General features: G+C 49.4%; 15 protein-coding genes. 4 read left to right on the forward strand and 11 right to left on the reverse strand.

The window, feature by feature from the left end; genetic code table 11:
• Position 1: 1 nt before the first annotated feature.
• The gene (locus GGR41_RS00630) at positions 2–1,393 is read left to right on the forward strand and encodes a YdgA family protein (RefSeq protein WP_167660200.1); all 1,392 of its coding nucleotides are present in this window, start codon (positions 2–4) and stop codon (positions 1,391–1,393) included.
• Here GGR41_RS00630 and GGR41_RS00635 read toward each other — a convergent pair.
• Genes GGR41_RS00635 through GGR41_RS00670 form a run of 8 tightly spaced genes read right to left on the reverse strand, consistent with a single transcriptional unit; the run spans position 1,385 to position 7,875 of the window.
• Positions 1,385–1,984, reverse strand: coding sequence for a Maf family protein (locus GGR41_RS00635; protein WP_167660201.1), 600 nt, complete (start codon positions 1,982–1,984; stop codon positions 1,385–1,387). The two genes, GGR41_RS00630 and GGR41_RS00635, sit on opposite strands and share 9 nt — an antisense overlap.
• Before the next feature lie 16 nt (positions 1,985–2,000).
• Complete coding sequence (gene pyk, locus GGR41_RS00640; protein WP_167660202.1) at positions 2,001–3,437, reverse strand: pyruvate kinase; 1,437 nt, start codon at positions 3,435–3,437, stop codon at positions 2,001–2,003.
• Between the two features lie 5 nt (positions 3,438–3,442).
• A complete protein-coding gene (gene rlmH, locus GGR41_RS00645) occupies positions 3,443–3,913 on the reverse strand; it encodes a 23S rRNA (pseudouridine(1915)-N(3))-methyltransferase RlmH (protein WP_167660203.1) in 471 nt (156 codons plus the stop codon).
• Between the two features lie 29 nt (positions 3,914–3,942).
• Positions 3,943–4,329 (reverse strand): ribosome silencing factor, encoded by a 387-nt coding sequence (gene rsfS, locus GGR41_RS00650; protein ID WP_244951416.1) that lies wholly within the window; start codon positions 4,327–4,329, stop codon positions 3,943–3,945.
• Positions 4,326–4,922 carry a nicotinate (nicotinamide) nucleotide adenylyltransferase gene (gene nadD / locus GGR41_RS00655; protein WP_167660204.1) on the reverse strand — a complete coding sequence of 199 codons (597 nt, stop codon included), beginning with the start codon at positions 4,920–4,922 and terminating at the stop codon, positions 4,326–4,328. The genes rsfS and nadD overlap by 4 nt, the downstream gene beginning before the upstream one ends.
• Entirely contained in the window at positions 4,904–5,818 is a 915-nt protein-coding gene (hemF, locus tag GGR41_RS00660) for an oxygen-dependent coproporphyrinogen oxidase (protein WP_167660205.1), read from the reverse strand. The genes nadD and hemF overlap by 19 nt, the downstream gene beginning before the upstream one ends.
• Entirely contained in the window at positions 5,818–7,107 is a 1,290-nt protein-coding gene (gene purD, locus GGR41_RS00665; protein WP_167660206.1) for a phosphoribosylamine--glycine ligase, read from the reverse strand. Before purD ends, hemF begins: the two co-directional genes overlap by 1 nt.
• A 36-nt stretch (positions 7,108–7,143) precedes the next feature.
• The gene (locus GGR41_RS00670) at positions 7,144–7,875 is read right to left on the reverse strand and encodes a YebC/PmpR family DNA-binding transcriptional regulator (RefSeq protein WP_077733611.1); all 732 of its coding nucleotides are present in this window, start codon (positions 7,873–7,875) and stop codon (positions 7,144–7,146) included.
• A gap of 328 nt (positions 7,876–8,203) precedes the next feature.
• Here GGR41_RS00670 and GGR41_RS00675 point away from each other — a divergent pair, with 328 nt between their 5' ends.
• Entirely contained in the window at positions 8,204–9,136 is a 933-nt protein-coding gene (locus GGR41_RS00675; RefSeq protein ID WP_167660207.1) for a 2-hydroxyacid dehydrogenase, read from the forward strand.
• Positions 9,137–9,168: 32 nt separating this feature from the next.
• Positions 9,169–10,158, forward strand: coding sequence for a quinone oxidoreductase family protein (locus GGR41_RS00680; RefSeq protein WP_167660208.1), 990 nt, complete (start codon positions 9,169–9,171; stop codon positions 10,156–10,158).
• A 106-nt stretch (positions 10,159–10,264) separates the two neighbouring features.
• On the opposite strand, the gene GGR41_RS00685 is transcribed toward GGR41_RS00680, so the two are convergent.
• Both GGR41_RS00685 and pepN read right to left on the reverse strand, forming a co-directional pair.
• The gene (locus tag GGR41_RS00685; RefSeq protein ID WP_167660209.1) at positions 10,265–11,287 is read right to left on the reverse strand and encodes a class 1 fructose-bisphosphatase; all 1,023 of its coding nucleotides are present in this window, start codon (positions 11,285–11,287) and stop codon (positions 10,265–10,267) included.
• Between the two features lie 4 nt (positions 11,288–11,291).
• Positions 11,292–13,964 carry an aminopeptidase N gene (gene pepN, locus GGR41_RS00690; RefSeq protein WP_167660210.1) on the reverse strand — a complete coding sequence of 891 codons (2,673 nt, stop codon included), beginning with the start codon at positions 13,962–13,964 and terminating at the stop codon, positions 11,292–11,294.
• A 79-nt stretch (positions 13,965–14,043) separates the two neighbouring features.
• Between pepN and GGR41_RS00695 the strand changes: the two genes are divergently transcribed.
• A complete protein-coding gene (locus GGR41_RS00695) occupies positions 14,044–14,682 on the forward strand; it encodes a DUF4136 domain-containing protein (RefSeq protein WP_167660211.1) in 639 nt (212 codons plus the stop codon).
• Positions 14,683–14,742: 60 nt separating this feature from the next.
• On the opposite strand, the gene GGR41_RS00700 is transcribed toward GGR41_RS00695, so the two are convergent.
• Positions 14,743–15,072 (reverse strand): H-NS histone family protein, encoded by a 330-nt coding sequence (locus GGR41_RS00700; protein ID WP_167660212.1) that lies wholly within the window; start codon positions 15,070–15,072, stop codon positions 14,743–14,745.
• Positions 15,073–15,157: the final 85 nt, after the last annotated feature.

Below are 15,157 nucleotides of genomic sequence, written 5' to 3' on the forward strand. Positions count from 1 at the left end.
CATGAGTAAAACAGTAAAGCTAGCGCTCGGTGCAGCGGTAGTAGCAGTGGTCTATGTCGGTAGCACGTGGTATGTAGGAGGTCGAGTAAAAGGCGAGGTGCATAAGCAAGCTGCCGTCGTACAAGACTTTCTTGCCACGCATTCCTCTATGGCTCTGTTTGATCAAAAGCGTAGCTTTAATATTACCCACTATGAGCGAGGTCTTTTTTCCTCTACGGTTCAATACGAGGTTGAGCTGGCCGATGCAGAAACAGATTTCACTTTTAAATTAGAAGACAAAATCTATCATGGCCCTTTACCTATTGCGGCGAGGCATTTCGCGCCAGCACTGGCAGTGGCTGAGGGCCAATTGGTACGCACTGTGCAAACCCAGGCCTGGTTCGATGCTGCTCAGAACCAGCGCCCCATCACAACCAAAACAGTGTTTGGCTTTGGCGGCACGGTTAAGGGCCAAGCACAGCTTGCGGCTGTGAATTATACGGATCCTGAGGCCGAAACGACCTTAACTACCGAAGCGGTAGCGGTAGGGTACGATTACCAAAATAAAACGGGGGAGATTACCGTTGATGTGACGGCACCGAAGTTAAGTGTGATGAATCCCGAGCAATTTAAGCTCGAACTAAGCCAGCTGCGTATTCACGTCGATGCCAATGAAAACCCAGCTCAAGCGCATTATAACTCGGTGCTCAATCTAGATACCTTGCATTTAAATTCTACGGAAACGGGTGTCCTGGATCTTAAGGGGCTAGAAGCCAAAGCCAACTATGCCATGCAAGGCGAGCTAATGAATGTAGCTGCCGCGTACGCCCTACAACAAATTGTGGTCGAAGGCACAGATTATGGCCGCTTGGATTTTGATGTGAAGGCAAAAAATTTGCATCAAGACCTGCTCAATCAGATGGCTTTGGTGGCCGAGTCTGAGCAGCCTGAAGACGAAGCCAAACTGCGTGTTTTAATTGGCGAGTTTTTGGGCTATGAGCCCGAGCTAGAACACGCCAAATTAACGTGGACGAATCAAAGTGGGAATAGCGCTATTGCGACGCGCATGAAAGGCGCCCCAGCGTTGGTACAGCATTTCAAAGAGGGCACCGCATTACAAGGCGAGCTAAGCCAAGTCTACGAAATAGTAACGTTAGATATTGCCCTGTCTCGGCCTATGTTGCAGCAGGTAGTGGCCGGGAACGGCTTAATGGCCTCTATGTTTGACATGCTATTTGATAGTGCCGTCGAGGCTGGCCAAGAAGTCGGTTTGGTGACTTACGATGGCACTGAGGTACGATTGCAATTTGCCTTTGATGCAAAACAAGACACCTTGCTACTTAATAACAAACCCATCACTGAAGATGAGTTGCTGCAGTTATTTTTAGCGTTGCAAATGGGTGGGTTACTGTAATCCCGCTTGCTGTAAAAGCTGATGGGTTTGGTAAAGATCTAAACCCATCACACTGCTGTAACTGCCCTCTAAGTGCGTAATAAACACCGCTGCTCTGCCTTGAATGCCATATGCACCCGCTTTGCCTAGGGGGTCTTTTGATGCGCAGTAGCGCTCGATTTCTGCTGGGCTTAGGGGTTTAAACTGAAGTGTACTGGTAGATAAAGCGCGATAAATGTGGCCGTTGTAGCCTAAGCAACAGGCGCTGTGCACTTGGTGAGTACGCCCCGAGAGCCGCTGCAACATAGCAGCAGCATCAGCTAAATCAGTTGGCTTACTTAAAATTTGCCCATCTAGCTCGACAGTTGTGTCGGCGCATAATACGGGCCAGTCTTGCTGCAAGTCTGGGCGCTGGGCGCGCCATTGCAACGCATGGTGGAGCTTGTCTAGGGCTGTGCGCTGTACGTAGTGCAGTGCCGTTTCATCAGGCAGAATAGGCTCGTCGTCAGGCCCCATCGCCGGCACATGCAGCACGGTATGAGGCACACCAATTTGCAGCAATAGCTCGTGGCGCCTTGGGCTTGCAGAGGCCAGATAAAGTGAAGTGCTCATTGACCGGCCCCCTACATCAAGAAACCTGCAAAATTTGCATGCTGTCCGTGCCGCCGGGTTGGTTTTGTGTGCCTTGCGTCAAGATAATCCAGTCGCCTGCTTGAAGCCGGTTTTGTTGCACTAAAAAATCAATAGCGGCTGGGGCGACGGCGTCAGCAGCATAGGCGCTAGCATCAAAGTCGACGCCATATACCCCGCGAAATAATGCACTGCGTTGAAAGGTTGCGGCATGTCGGGTAAAACAAAAAATCGGTACGGTAGACTTAATGCGCGACATAATAAGCGGTGTACGACCACTTTCGCTTAAGCTTACGATTGCTTTAATACCAGGGAAATGGTTTGCTGCGTACATGGCTGACAACGCAATGGTGTCATCGCAGCGTTGAAAGACTTCACCTAAGCGGTGCTTGGAGATCCCACTGGTGGGTTCTGCTTCAGCGCCTAGGCAAATACGGGCCATGGCTTGGATAGCTTGCACAGGGTATTGGCCGGTGGCGCTTTCCCCTGACAACATTACCGCGTCGGTGTAGTCCAGTACGGCATTAGCGACGTCAGAAACCTCAGCGCGGGTAGGCACGGGGCTGGTTGTCATGGATTCCATCATTTGGGTGGCGGTAATGACCAACTTATTTAACGTACGAGCATGGGAAATGATACGCTTTTGAATACCTACTAAACGAGCATCGCCAATCTCTACACCCAGATCGCCCCGAGCCACCATCACACCATCGCTAGCCGAAATAATGTCATCTAAGGCAGCATCGTCTGCTACGGCCTCAGCCCGTTCTATTTTAGCGACTAGCCACGCGGATGAGCCCGCTGCCTGCAAAAGGTCGCGAGCTTGTTGTATGTCTTTGCCGTAGCGAGGGAAAGACACCGCCACATAATCCAACTGAAGCGCTGCGGCCAGTAAAATATCGTTTTTGTCTTTATCGGTGAGGCTCGGTGCGGAAATACCCCCACCACGACGATTAACGCCTTTATTGTTCGAGAGCTCGCCCCCATTGATCACGGTGGTTTCTACGCGATCATCATGGACGGCTTGTACCTGTAAAACGATCTTGCCGTCATCAAGCAAGAGCTCATCGCCTGGCTGGCAAGCATCAATTAAGGGCGGGTATTCGACCGCTACAATTTGCTCTGTTCCGTCTTCTGCGGGGTGGGTAGTAGACAGGGTAAAGGCGTGCCCAGGCTGTAATTGCACCGCACCATTTGTAAAGCGAGCAATACGAATTTTGGGCCCTTGTAAGTCACCCATAAGCGCCACACTACGGCCATGCTTGAGTGCTAGCTCGCGCACAAGCTGAGCTTTGGTGCGGTGGTCGTCGGCAGAACCATGAGAAAAGTTAAGACGAGCCACATCCATTCCCGCTAAGATCAGTTGTTCTATAGCGGCAGCGCTATCGCTAGCAGGTCCTAAGGTAGCCACAATTTTTGTTCTTCGCAGTGTCATACCGATTAGCTCCGATGATAAGGGTGATTGTGGTTAATTGACCAGGCACGGTAAAGCTGCTCGGCAAGCAATACCCGTACCATAGGGTGAGGCAGGGTCAAGTCCGATAACCGTATTTTTTGTGGACAGCGCTTTTTGAAATCCGCGTCCAACCCATCTGGCCCACCAATAATAATAGCAAGATCTTGGCTTTGATCTCGCCATTGTTGTAATTGATCGGCTAACTGCATGGTCGTTAGGTTGCGTCCAAGCTCGTCTAAGGCCACGATGTGCGCGTGGGCAGGGATGGCCGCCTCAATGCGTTTGGCCTCGGCGGCCATCATTTGTGAGACGGTTTTTCCAGTCGTTCGTGGCTCGGGTTTGATTTCTTTAAGCTCTAGACTGTAATCAGCAGGCATGCGCTGACTGTAATCAAGCCATGCGGTTTGAACCCAGTCAGGCATGCGTTGCCCGACCGCAATAATGTGTATTTTCATAAAGCGCAACGCCCATAAAGGGCGTTGAATTAATCGTCAGATAAAGAAGGCATTTGATCTGTTTTTAGATCAAGCTCTACGGGGAATTCGCCCCAAATTTCCTCAAGGTGATAGTAGTCGCGAATAGCGGGTTGCATCGCATGCACCACAATATCGCCTAAGTCGACCAATACCCACTCACCGGTTTCAGCGCCTTCATAGGCTAATACATGCAAGCCGGCCTTTTTTGCCGCATCGACGACACTGTCGGCTAAGGCTTTGGTTTGACGGTTTGAGTTACCACTCGCAATGACCACGCGATCAAATAGACCGGTAAGTTTGCTGGTGTTAAAGGCTTTAATGTCTTGGGCGCGCACATCGTCCAGTGCGTTCACCACAAGTTGAAGTTGATCTTCGATATTCATAAAATTTTTCATAGCTGATAGAGATGATGTTGTTCAATGTAGTGCACCACAGTTTGAGGCACCATCGAAGCTACGGACTGATGCTGTTGTAGCCGTTCACGTATCAGCGTAGCGGAAATAGAAGTGGGGGCAAAGTCTATATGATGTAAGACTTTGTTCTGCGACTGCAAGTAGTTTTGAAGTTCGGCCGGTGCTTGTAATGAGGCATCAGGACGCTTAGCAACGGCTAATTGCACGTGGTCTAAAATGCGCTGCCAATAATGCCAGCTCGTAAAGTTTTGCAGTTGGTCCGAACCAAGTATCCAAAAGTAATCGTTATCAGAGGGCAACTGACTGACAGTGTCATAGGTATATGTGGGGCCGCCACGTTCAATTTCTATAGGATTCACCACCAAATGATAATAGGGGGCACAAGCTAGCTCTAACATGGCAATACGATGCGCTGCTGGCGCACCCAGTTGTTCCTTTTGCCAGGGTTGTGCTGCAGGTAACAACTGCACCTGATGGAGCTGTAAGCTATAGAGTGCTGCATTGGCTAACGCAATATGCGCTAGATGAACTGGGTCGAAGCTGCCCCCCAATAAGCCTATGCGTTCTTTAGCCATTCTCTGGGTTTCAGGTAATCGTAGAGTTTGGCTTCAGGACTGTCGGGTTCTGGCTGCCAGCAATAGCGCCAATGAGCCATGGGTGGCATAGAAAGTAAAATGGATTCGGTGCGACCCCCCGATTGCAAACCAAACAGGGTGCCTCGGTCGAAAACCAAATTAAACTCAACATAACGTCCGCGGCGATAGGCTTGAAATTCACGCTCGCGACTACCGTACTCAAGCTGATAGCGCGCTTTCACTATAGGCATATAGGCTTTAGCAAAATGGTTGCCTACTGACTGCATAAGCGCAAAACTTTGCTCAAAGCCATCTTCGTTGAGGTCATCAAAGAAAATGCCACCAATACCCCGGGTTTCATCACGGTGTTTCAAGTAAAAGTACTGGTCACACCACGTTTTATAAGCTGGGTATTTATCTGCACCGAATGGGGCGAGGGCATCTGCACACATTTGGTGAAAATGCACAGCGTCGTCTTCGAAAAGATAATACGGGGTGAGATCAAGACCACCGCCAAACCAAAACACCGGCTCTTGGTCGTCTTGAGTCGGGTGCGCCACAAATAAGCGCACGTTCATATGCGAAGTGGGGACATAGGGGTTACGGGGGTGAATCACTAAAGAGACCCCCATGGCCTCCCAAGGGCGGCCTGCAAGCTCGGGCCGCTGTGCACTGGCAGAAGGCGGCAGTTGTGAGCCTTTGACATGGCTAAACAGAACTGCCGCACGCTCAAAGACCGTGCTGTTTTCTAGATAGCGTGAAATGCCCCCGCCACCTTCGGCACGTTCCCATTGGTCGGTGGCAAAAGCGTTGCCATCTATGGCTTCAAGTTGGCCCACAATGTCTTGTTGTAGACCAATTAAATAATCATAAACGGGTTGAATAGTGGAATTCATTATGACTCGGAGGTAGGTAAAGCACGCCAACCAATATCACTACGGAATTGCTTGCCATCAAAGTGCACATGGGTAACGGTAGCATAAGCGGCCTCTTGGGCGCGACGCACGGACTCACCCAGTGCGGTAACGCACAGTACACGCCCTCCTGAGGTTTTAAGTTCGCCCTCGTCTAACTGTGTGCCTGCATGGAAAATCATGCATTTTTCCGTATCGGCTGGCAAAGTGTGAATGACATCGCCATAACGGGGGGCATCGGGGTAGTTGGCGGCAGCCATCACGACGCCAATAGCGGTACGGCGATCCCAATCGATCGTAGCATCATCCAATTTTGATGCAAAAGCTAACTCGAACACTTCTGTTAAGTCGTTTTTGATACGCATCATAATGGGCTGAGTTTCAGGATCGCCAAGGCGACAGTTGTACTCAAGCACTTTTAAGGGACGGGTAGCATCAGGGCCCTCGCCGATCATTAGACCCGCGTAGAGAAAACCCGTGTAGGGTAGACCTTCTTTGGCCATGCCTTGTAAGGTGGGGTTGATGACCTCGCGCATAATGCGATTGTGCAAGGTAGGACTGACAATAGGGGCAGGTGAATACGCACCCATCCCGCCTGTATTAGGCCCTTGGTCGTTATCCTTTAAGCGCTTGTGGTCTTGGCTAGTGGCCATGGGCAACACGTGTTTGCCATCGCACATGACAATAAAGCTGGCTTCTTCGCCGGTAAGGAATTCCTCGATCACAACACGTGCTCCAGCTTGACCAAACATACCGCCACCCAGCATATCGTCAACGGCGTCGAGGGCTTCGGCTTCGGTCATGGCAACAATAACGCCTTTACCCGCCGCTAAGCCATCGGCTTTGACGACAATAGGTGCGCCGTGTTCGCGAATATAGCTTTTAGCGGCCTCGAGATCAGTGAAAGACGCATAAGCTGCCGAAGGAATTTGATGGCGTGCCATGAAATCCTTGGCGTATTCCTTGGAGCTTTCTAGTTGCGCAGCGGCTTTAGTAGGACCAAAAATCTTTAAGCCGGCGGCACGAAACGCATCCACAACACCTGCTGCTAAAGGGGCCTCGGGGCCTACCACGGCAAAAGCAATTTGATTGTCTTGGGCAAATTTGACGAGCTCAGAGACCTCTGTGATGGGAACGTTTTGCATACGTTCACCAGTAGCCGTACCGCCGTTGCCAGGGGCCACATAGACCATTTCAACGCGTTGGGATTGAGTGAGGCGCCATGCCAGGGCATGTTCACGGCCGCCACCGCCGATAACTAGTAGCTTCATAATGGAGAGGGTTGGGTGTACCTTAAAAAGTGTTAATTATTCTGTTTCGTCCATAACGGCCGTGGTGTAGACCTCTTGGACGTCATCGAGTGACTCCAGAGCGTCTAGGAGTTTTTGCATTGTAACGGCGTCATCGCCTTCGAGTTCAGTTTCATTCTCGGCTTTCATGGTGACTTCGGCGACTTCAGGGTTAAGGCCAGCGGCTTCAAAAGCGGCTTTCACAGCACTGAAATGGGTCGGCTCGCAAATGACTTCGATGAGACCTTCCTCGTCGGTAACGATATCGTCTGCACCGGCTTCGAGGGCAGCATCCATAACGGCTTCTTCGCTGGTGCCGGGGGCGAAAATAAATTGCCCGCAATGTTTAAATTGGAAAACGACCGACCCGTCTACGCCAAGGTTGCCACCGTGTTTGCTGAAAGCGTGACGGACTTCGGGCGCCGTGCGATTACGGTTATCGGTTAAACAGTCCACAATAACGGCAGCACCACCCACTCCGTAACCTTCGTAGCGAACTTCTTCGTAGTTGCCGTCATCGGCACCGCCCGCACCACGCTGTACCGCACGGCTGACATTATCTTTAGGCATGTTAGCTGCGGTGGCTTTATCCATCGCCAAGCGTAAACGGGGGTTTGAGTCTGGGTCGGGGCCTGCCTCGCGTGCCGCTACGGTAATTTCGCGGATAATTTTTGTCCAAATTTTAGAGCGCTTTGCGTCTTGGCGCCCTTTGCGATGTTGGATATTAGCCCATTTACTGTGACCAGCCATAACAAATACCAAAAGAAAAAAATGAATGGAAAGGTGAAGAGCACGGCATGTGTATTCAGGTCTTTGTACTTGGTGTGAACTACACTGTTGCAGTGCATCTAGGTTTTGTGCGAGGCTCTATTGTATAACGAGAGCAGCATCACCCATGCAGAGCGCCCATTTTACAATGAAAAGTCGTTGCCGCTGCAGAGTTTTGATACGTGGTATGTGTAATACAGGCTCTAGTGTAACAATAGACGTGATAATTAGGCAGAACGTGTTTGTTAGAAGAAACAGTTTGCGTGGTGCACTTCTTCACAAGCCATTTTAAGAAAAGGGTAAATAAAACATGACCACAGTGTTCATAGCGGTAGAGCATCCCAAGTCTGGCCAAGAATGGGTACGCATTTTTCAAGAGTTACAGCCCGACTGGCAGGTGCTAGAGTGGACCCCAGGTCTAGCAATCAAAGCAGATATCGCCATTGTCTGGCGGCCTGATGCGCAGTTATTTGTCGAGCAGCCTCAACTGAAAGCGGTATTTAATATGGGCGCAGGGGTAGACGCGATAGATTTTGATGTGATCCCCGAACAGATCCCTGTGTACCGTGTCGAGGACGGCGGTATGGCAGTGCAAATGGCTGAATACGCGATTTATGGTGTATTAAATGCCACGCAACGCTTTGCCCCTTATGTCGAGCTACAACAACAAAACACATGGAAAGTGATTCGTCCGGTACACCGCGAACAGTGGCCCATTGGAGTAATGGGCTATGGCCAAATAGGTCAAAAGGTCGTGCAAAGCCTAGAGGTCTTAGGCTATCCGGTTAGCGCATGGGTGCGCACAGCGCGTCATGACTCAAACGGAACCAAACTCTATGCGGGGGAACACGAATTCGATGCCTTTTTAGCGGCATCACGTATTTTAGTGAATGTATTGCCCTTAACACCCGAGACAACCGGCTTATTAAATAAATCAAATTTATTAAAACTGCAGCCAGATAGTTACTTAATTAATATGGCGCGCGGCCCCCACGTGGTAGACCAAGACTTGCTTGAGGTCATTGATAGTGGACATATGAGCGGCGCATTATTGGATGTATTTCACCAAGAGCCCTTACCTACCACCCACCCGTTTTGGCAGCATCCACGTATTACGATGACACCCCACATTTCAGGGGTGTCATTACGTTACCCAACCGCACGCCATATTCATGAAAAAGCAGTGGCTTTTTTAGGCGGGCAGTCAATTTCAGGTTTAGTGCAACGCCAGCGTTTGTATTAATTTTATTGTTTGATGCATTCAGGAGTCTATCTATGTCAACGTCGATTAAAGCAATTCGAATTGAGAAAAATGGCGGTCCAGAGGTAATGCAAATGGTGCAGCTTCCTGTGCCGCAGCCTCAAGCTCACGAGGTCGTGGTGCGTAACAAAGCCATCGGTTTGAACTTTATTGATATTTACTGTCGTGACGGGTTGTATCCCTCTACGCTTCCTCATGGTCTGGGCTTTGAGGGGGCAGGTGTGGTCGAAGCAGTAGGTGCAGAGGTCACACACGTTAAAGAAGGCGACCGCGTTGCATATGGTCAAGGCCCCCTCGGTGCGTATGCCGAGGCGCATTGCTTACCTGCTGATCGCGTGGTGAAGCTCCCTGATGCCATTAGTTTCGAAGAAGGCGCGGCCATGATGCTTAAAGGCCTAACCGTGCAATATTTGTTTCGTCAAACATATCGCCTAGAGCCCGGGCAAACCATCTTATTTCATGCCGCAGCAGGGGGCGTCGGCCTGATTGCATGCCAATGGGCCAAGGCCTTAGGGGTGAATTTAATTGGTACAGCTTCCAGCGCTGAAAAGATGGAGCTCGCCAAGCAGCATGGCGCTTGGGCCATGATTAATTATAAAACAGAAGACGTAGTACAGCGTGTGCTAGAGCTAACCGACGGCGCCAAGGTGCCGGTCGTCTACGACGGGGTAGGGGCCGCAACCTGGGAGCGCTCGTTAGATTGTCTGCAACCACGCGGCTTAATGGTAAGCTACGGGAACGCGTCTGGCCCAGTAACGGGTGTTAATTTAGGTATTTTGGCGCAAAAAGGCTCGTTATATGTCACCCGTCCTATCTTAGGCAACTTTGTAGCGACCCAAGAGGCCATGCAAACGGCAGCCGATGAGCTCTTTGATTTGGTAGAAAGTGGCCAGATCAAGATCCAAATTGGACAACGGGTTCCGCTCGAACAAGTCGGCGAGGCCCACAAGGCCTTAGCGGCTGGTCAAACGACTGGGGCTACGATTTTGACTCTAGATAATTAATTGGCGTAGCGACCCATCCCCGCCCTGAATGGCGAGGTTTTGCGTGCTATCCCATAAAAAAGCCGAACTGGTCGAGTTCGGCTTTTTTGATAGGCGTCTGGTAGGGTTACGAGGCGCTGTGCTCAAGGTGGTAACGTTGAACGCGTTCCACTTCATTTTTAGAGCCTAACACCACACCGACACGTTGATGCAATGCATTAGGTTGGATATCTAAAATACGCTGAGCACCGTCAACAGCAGCACCACCGGCTTGTTCAACGAGAAAGCTCATGGGATTAGCCTCGTACATCAAGCGTAACTTACCCTGACGGACCGATTCACGGTGATCACGTGGGTACATGAAAATACCGCCGCGCGTTAAAATACGATGCACATCCGCCACCATGGAAGCAATCCAACGCATATTGTAATTTTTTCCTAACGGCCCGTCTTGGCCTTGCAAGCACTCGTCAATATAACGACTGATGGGGGCTTCCCAATGGCGTTGATTTGACATGTTAATGGCAAATTCTGCCGTGTCTTCAGGAATCGTAATCGCAGGATGCGTTAACACCCACGAGCCGGTTTCACGGTCTAATGTAAAGCCTACTACGCCTGAACCCACGGTTAGGATCAACATAGTTTGTGGGCCATACACGGCATAGCCTGCTGCCACCTGTTGCACGCCCGGTTGCATAAAGTCTTTTTCCTCAATGGTGCGGCTGTGAGCTTCTTCGGGCAGTTGCAATACCGAGAAAATCGTTCCAATAGAAACGTTGACGTCAATGTTTGACGAACCATCTAAAGGATCAAATAACAATAAATTTTTACCCTTAGGGTAATGGCTGGGAATGCGATGGATGGTGTCCATTTCCTCGGACGCCATGGCAGCTAAGTTGCCGCCCCATTCATTGGCCTCAAGCAAAATTTCATTTGAAATGACATCTAGCTTTTTTTGTACTTCGCCTTGGACGTTTTCACTGTCTAGGCTACCTAGTACACCACCTAAAGCGCCCTTGCTAACTGCATGGCCAATGGCTTTACACGCGCGTGCCACCGTTTCGATGAGTAGACGTACATCAGCGGTGACGACATGGTGTTCGCGCTGTTGTTCAACTAAATAATGAGTAAGGTTTTTCTTTAAGTGCATGACGTTATTTAATAGTGAGAGCTTTTTGAACGATTTCTTTAACGTTAGGAGAGAGCTGAGAGTGTTGCTGCAAACGCTCGAAACGCTGTTTTAGTTCCGAACGGAATGGCTCGGCATAATGGGACCAGTTATCAAAGGCTCGGCATAAGCGGGCAGAAATTTCTGGGTTGAGCGCATCCAGAGCCACGACATGGTTGTACCAAAAATCATAACCAGATGGGCAGTGTACTTGCGTCATGTTATTCGTGCAGAACTGAAAGATCAATGCACGCGCCCGGTTTGGGTTACGTAAAGTAAAGTCAGGGTGCTGGCTAAGAGCAATGGCCTGATTGACGTCGAAGTAGGGGGCATTTGCTTGAATGCTAAACCAGCGATCCAATACCAACGCATTAGAGTGCCACGTAGCATAAAAGTCGTTTAACACTGCTTGACGCTGTTCAGCAGGACCATAATGCACGAGAGCTGTTAACGCGCCCCATTGGTCTGTCATATTGGTGGCAGAATGGTATTGGGCTTGGGCCCACGCTAAAGCGTGTGGGTGCTGAGCCATAACAAGCTGTTGCAGCGCTAGGTTTTTTAAAGCGCGATCCCCAGCTTCGGTTGCATGAGGAGAATAAGCCGAGGGGGTTTGGCTAAGTAAGCGTTCGTATAAAGTGGCCCAAGCATGACTGAGCTGTTGCGCGAGCGCGTACTCAAGGTTTTGATGACGTCGTACCAACACATCAGGTGCTATGGGGCGCATTTGTGTAAGCAGCTGCCGCACGCTAGGTAAGCGTAAGGCACGACTTAAATAGGCACTGGATAAGTCGGTGTCTTCGAGTAAACGCGTCCATACCTGAAGTAGAGCGTGTTGCAATGGCGCGCTTTCAGTTGCATCGTCAGTTAGCAGGCAACGTTGCGCCAGATTTTGAATGGCATGCCACCGACTAAAAGCATTGTCATCATGATGAGCTAGTACAATGAGCTCATCAAGGGGGCGTTCATAATCAAGATGTACTGGGGCAGAAAAGTCGCGTAACAGTGATAGAACTGGTGCTTCGGTCACCTGCTCAAACACAAATTGTTGCTGGGCTTGGTCAATACGCAAAGTGAATTGGTTTGCTGTTTTTTGTTCGTGCATCACTTTAAGAGGTGCACCGTGCGTATTTAAAAAGCCCAGTGTCAACGGCATTAATAAAGCGGGCTTAGGGGCCAAGGGCTGTGTTAAAAGCTCAATCCCAACGGGCGGGTTGTGTTGGTGAATGGTCAAGGTTGCTGTTTGCAAGGCAGCATCGTAGTGCAGTTGTACCCCTAAACGTGGCGTACCGGCTTGCTCGTACCACCCTGCAAAAGCAGCCAAGGTTTGGCCGGGGAACTGCGACTGGTATTGTTGATCCATGCACGCCATAAAATCGTCGCAAGTGACAGCTTGGCTATCAAACTGAGTAAAATACGTTTTTAATGCTGCTTGAAACCCGCTTTCGCCTAACAGAGTGTGAAACATGCGGATGACTTCAGCCCCTTTCTCGTAGATGGTGGCGGTATAGAAATTGCTAATTTCCTCGTAACTATTGGGCCGTATAGGGTGCGCCATGGGGCCAGCGTCCTCGGGGAACTGGGCTAAATGCAAGACATTGACATCATCGATGCGTTTTACCGCGCGTGCACTTTGGGCGGCGGCACCGTCTAGGCCTGCTGCCAGCATATCGGCGCTAAATTCTTGGTCTCTAAAAACAGTTAGGCCCTCTTTGAGTGAGAGCTGAAACCAATCACGGCAGGTGACTCGATTGCCTGTCCAGTTATGAAAGTATTCATGACCAATGACGGCTTCAATATCGCGGTAGCTTTGATCAGTTGTACTTTGCGGTTGCGCCAAAACATAGGCCGCGTTAAACACATTGAGCCCTTTGTTTTCCATTGCCCCCATATTGAAATCAGCCGCTGACACCACCATGTAACGATCTAAATCAAGCTCTAAACCAAAACGCTGCTCATCCCAACGCAAGGCGTTAATTAAGCTTTGCATGGCCCATTCGGTTTTATCGTAATCGCCCTTATCACTGTAAATTTGCAACAGAACCTGGCGCCCTGAAGCGGTATGTATGTGTTGCTCGCGGCAATCAAAATCACCAGCTACGACTGCAAATAAATAAGACGGTTTGGCAAAAGGGTCTTCCCAAATTGCCTCATGGCGCGTGGGGCTTAGCTCAGCACTATGGATAAGATTGCCATTAGAGAGCAAATAGGGGAACAGCTGTTTATCGCCGACTAAATGCACTGTGTATCGGCTTAGCACATCAGGCCGGTCGGCAAACCATGTGATTTTTCTAAAGCCTTCGGCCTCACATTGGGTAAATAAGTGCTGCCCCGATTGGTATAACCCCATTAAGCTCGTGTTTTGGGCCGGTTCACAATAGTTTTCAATTTCAATGGTGTGTGTGGGTTGGCTTAGGGGTATATGTAGAGTAGTGGGACTAAGTAAGTAGTCGGAATCCGCTAACACTTGACCATCGACCTGAATGCGTAAGAGATGTAAGTCCTCACCATCTAATACTAAGGGGGCGCCAGGCGTGTCGGTATGGACAATAAAGCGACTATGGATGCGAGTACGCTGTAGACCTAAATCAAAGTGCAAGTGTAAATGCGGGATCTGGTAAGCGTAAGGAGTGTAGTTTTTTCTTAAGATGGTGGGAGTCATCGGCTAATTGGCAAGAGATAAAAAAGAAAAAAGATTAATATATTTATTGTAGTCTTTTCACGTAAATAAAGGAGTTGGTATGCGTGTAGCTAAGACAAAGTTTCACTATAAAAGCCTTAGCTATTTCTGGCTGAGTGCATTGGTGCTGTTGCTTTCTGGGTGTGCGAGCTCTTGGTCAGCAAAAGTCACGACGTTTCAACAATGGCCTACCGAGCTGTATCAGGCTCGTTATCAAATTGTAGCCAATGCAGAGCAAAAAAATAGCTTGGAATTTCAATCGGTTGCTGACTCTGTGCGTATAGCTATGGGTGCGGCTGGCTTGGTCGAAGGGGGGGATGAAAGCCGTTTAGCTGTCGAGGTTGACTATGGCAATCCGGTACAACAAGAATGGGTAGAGCGTTATAGTGACCCCTATGATCCATTTTTCTATGGCGGACCGTTCTCTACGGGCATATGGGCGGGTTTCGGTTCGATGCATTTCGGAGGTATGTATTATCCCACACCCCAATACGTTTCTGTTCCCGTTAATGTATACAACAATACGTTATCAGTTGTAATTAAAGACCGTGAATCGGGAATGAAAGAAGTATTTAAAGTGACAGCTATTAATAAAAGTGATGACGATAACTTAGTATCTGTTATACCTTTGTTGGCTAAAGCGGCTTTTACTAATTTTCCTGGAATGAATGGCAAGGTGCAATACGTAGAGGTTAAATAATAAAAAACGCGCTGCTCTTTGGGTGGAGCAGCGCGTTAATTGACCGTTTACCTAAACGATTTACTTAATTAAGAAATCATCACGATTTTTACCTTGGGCTTCAGCGTCAACAATCCAGCGGGGTGGGCGACCACGACCTGTCCAGGTTTCGCCTGTTTCGGGGTTTTGGAAACGAGCTGGGGTAGAACTCGTTGTAGCACCACGTTTTTGACGGCGATCGAAAGCTTGGGTGATTTCCTCTGGGGTAATGCCGTACTCTTGCATGGATTTAATAATTGAGTTGATAACAGGACGGCGTTGGCGTGTGTGCAGGGTACGCATTTTACGTTGGAGTTTTTGTATTTGTTTTTCAAGCTGCTGTTTTTCACTTAAGAAGTTTTCTTGGGGCATTGTCTTTTCCTGTGTTTGTGTGTTTAGTTATTTAACTATTTTATATTAATGTAAGAGCCAACTCTTACAAATAGATTCTAACGCT

Origin of the sequence: Paenalcaligenes hominis (assembly GCF_011927625.1) — a bacterium.
Taxonomy (GTDB): domain Bacteria; phylum Pseudomonadota; class Gammaproteobacteria; order Burkholderiales; family Burkholderiaceae_B; genus Paenalcaligenes; species Paenalcaligenes hominis.

What these genes read in the sequence shown, in the direction of transcription:
- rsfS (WP_244951416.1), bottom strand. Translation starts at nt 4,329, where the DNA reads ATGAAAAATTTTATGAATATCGAAGATCAACTTCAACTTGTGGTGAAC.
- nadD (WP_167660204.1), bottom strand. Translation starts at nt 4,922, where the DNA reads ATGGCTAAAGAACGCATAGGCTTATTGGGGGGCAGCTTCGACCCAGTT.
- GGR41_RS00670 (WP_077733611.1), bottom strand. Translation starts at nt 7,875, where the DNA reads ATGGCTGGTCACAGTAAATGGGCTAATATCCAACATCGCAAAGGGCGC.
- GGR41_RS00700 (WP_167660212.1), bottom strand. Translation starts at nt 15,072, where the DNA reads ATGCCCCAAGAAAACTTCTTAAGTGAAAAACAGCAGCTTGAAAAACAA.
- GGR41_RS00635 (WP_167660201.1), bottom strand. Translation starts at nt 1,984, where the DNA reads ATGAGCACTTCACTTTATCTGGCCTCTGCAAGCCCAAGGCGCCACGAG.
- rlmH (WP_167660203.1), bottom strand. Translation starts at nt 3,913, where the DNA reads ATGAAAATACACATTATTGCGGTCGGGCAACGCATGCCTGACTGGGTT.
- pyk (WP_167660202.1), bottom strand. Translation starts at nt 3,437, where the DNA reads ATGACACTGCGAAGAACAAAAATTGTGGCTACCTTAGGACCTGCTAGC.
- GGR41_RS00685 (WP_167660209.1), bottom strand. Translation starts at nt 11,287, where the DNA reads ATGCACTTAAAGAAAAACCTTACTCATTATTTAGTTGAACAACAGCGC.
- GGR41_RS00630 (WP_167660200.1), top strand. Translation starts at nt 2, where the DNA reads ATGAGTAAAACAGTAAAGCTAGCGCTCGGTGCAGCGGTAGTAGCAGTG.
- GGR41_RS00675 (WP_167660207.1), top strand. Translation starts at nt 8,204, where the DNA reads ATGACCACAGTGTTCATAGCGGTAGAGCATCCCAAGTCTGGCCAAGAA.
- GGR41_RS00680 (WP_167660208.1), top strand. Translation starts at nt 9,169, where the DNA reads ATGTCAACGTCGATTAAAGCAATTCGAATTGAGAAAAATGGCGGTCCA.
- GGR41_RS00695 (WP_167660211.1), top strand. Translation starts at nt 14,044, where the DNA reads ATGCGTGTAGCTAAGACAAAGTTTCACTATAAAAGCCTTAGCTATTTC.
- purD (WP_167660206.1), bottom strand. Translation starts at nt 7,107, where the DNA reads ATGAAGCTACTAGTTATCGGCGGTGGCGGCCGTGAACATGCCCTGGCA.
- hemF (WP_167660205.1), bottom strand. Translation starts at nt 5,818, where the DNA reads ATGAATTCCACTATTCAACCCGTTTATGATTATTTAATTGGTCTACAA.
- pepN (WP_167660210.1), bottom strand. Translation starts at nt 13,964, where the DNA reads ATGACTCCCACCATCTTAAGAAAAAACTACACTCCTTACGCTTACCAG.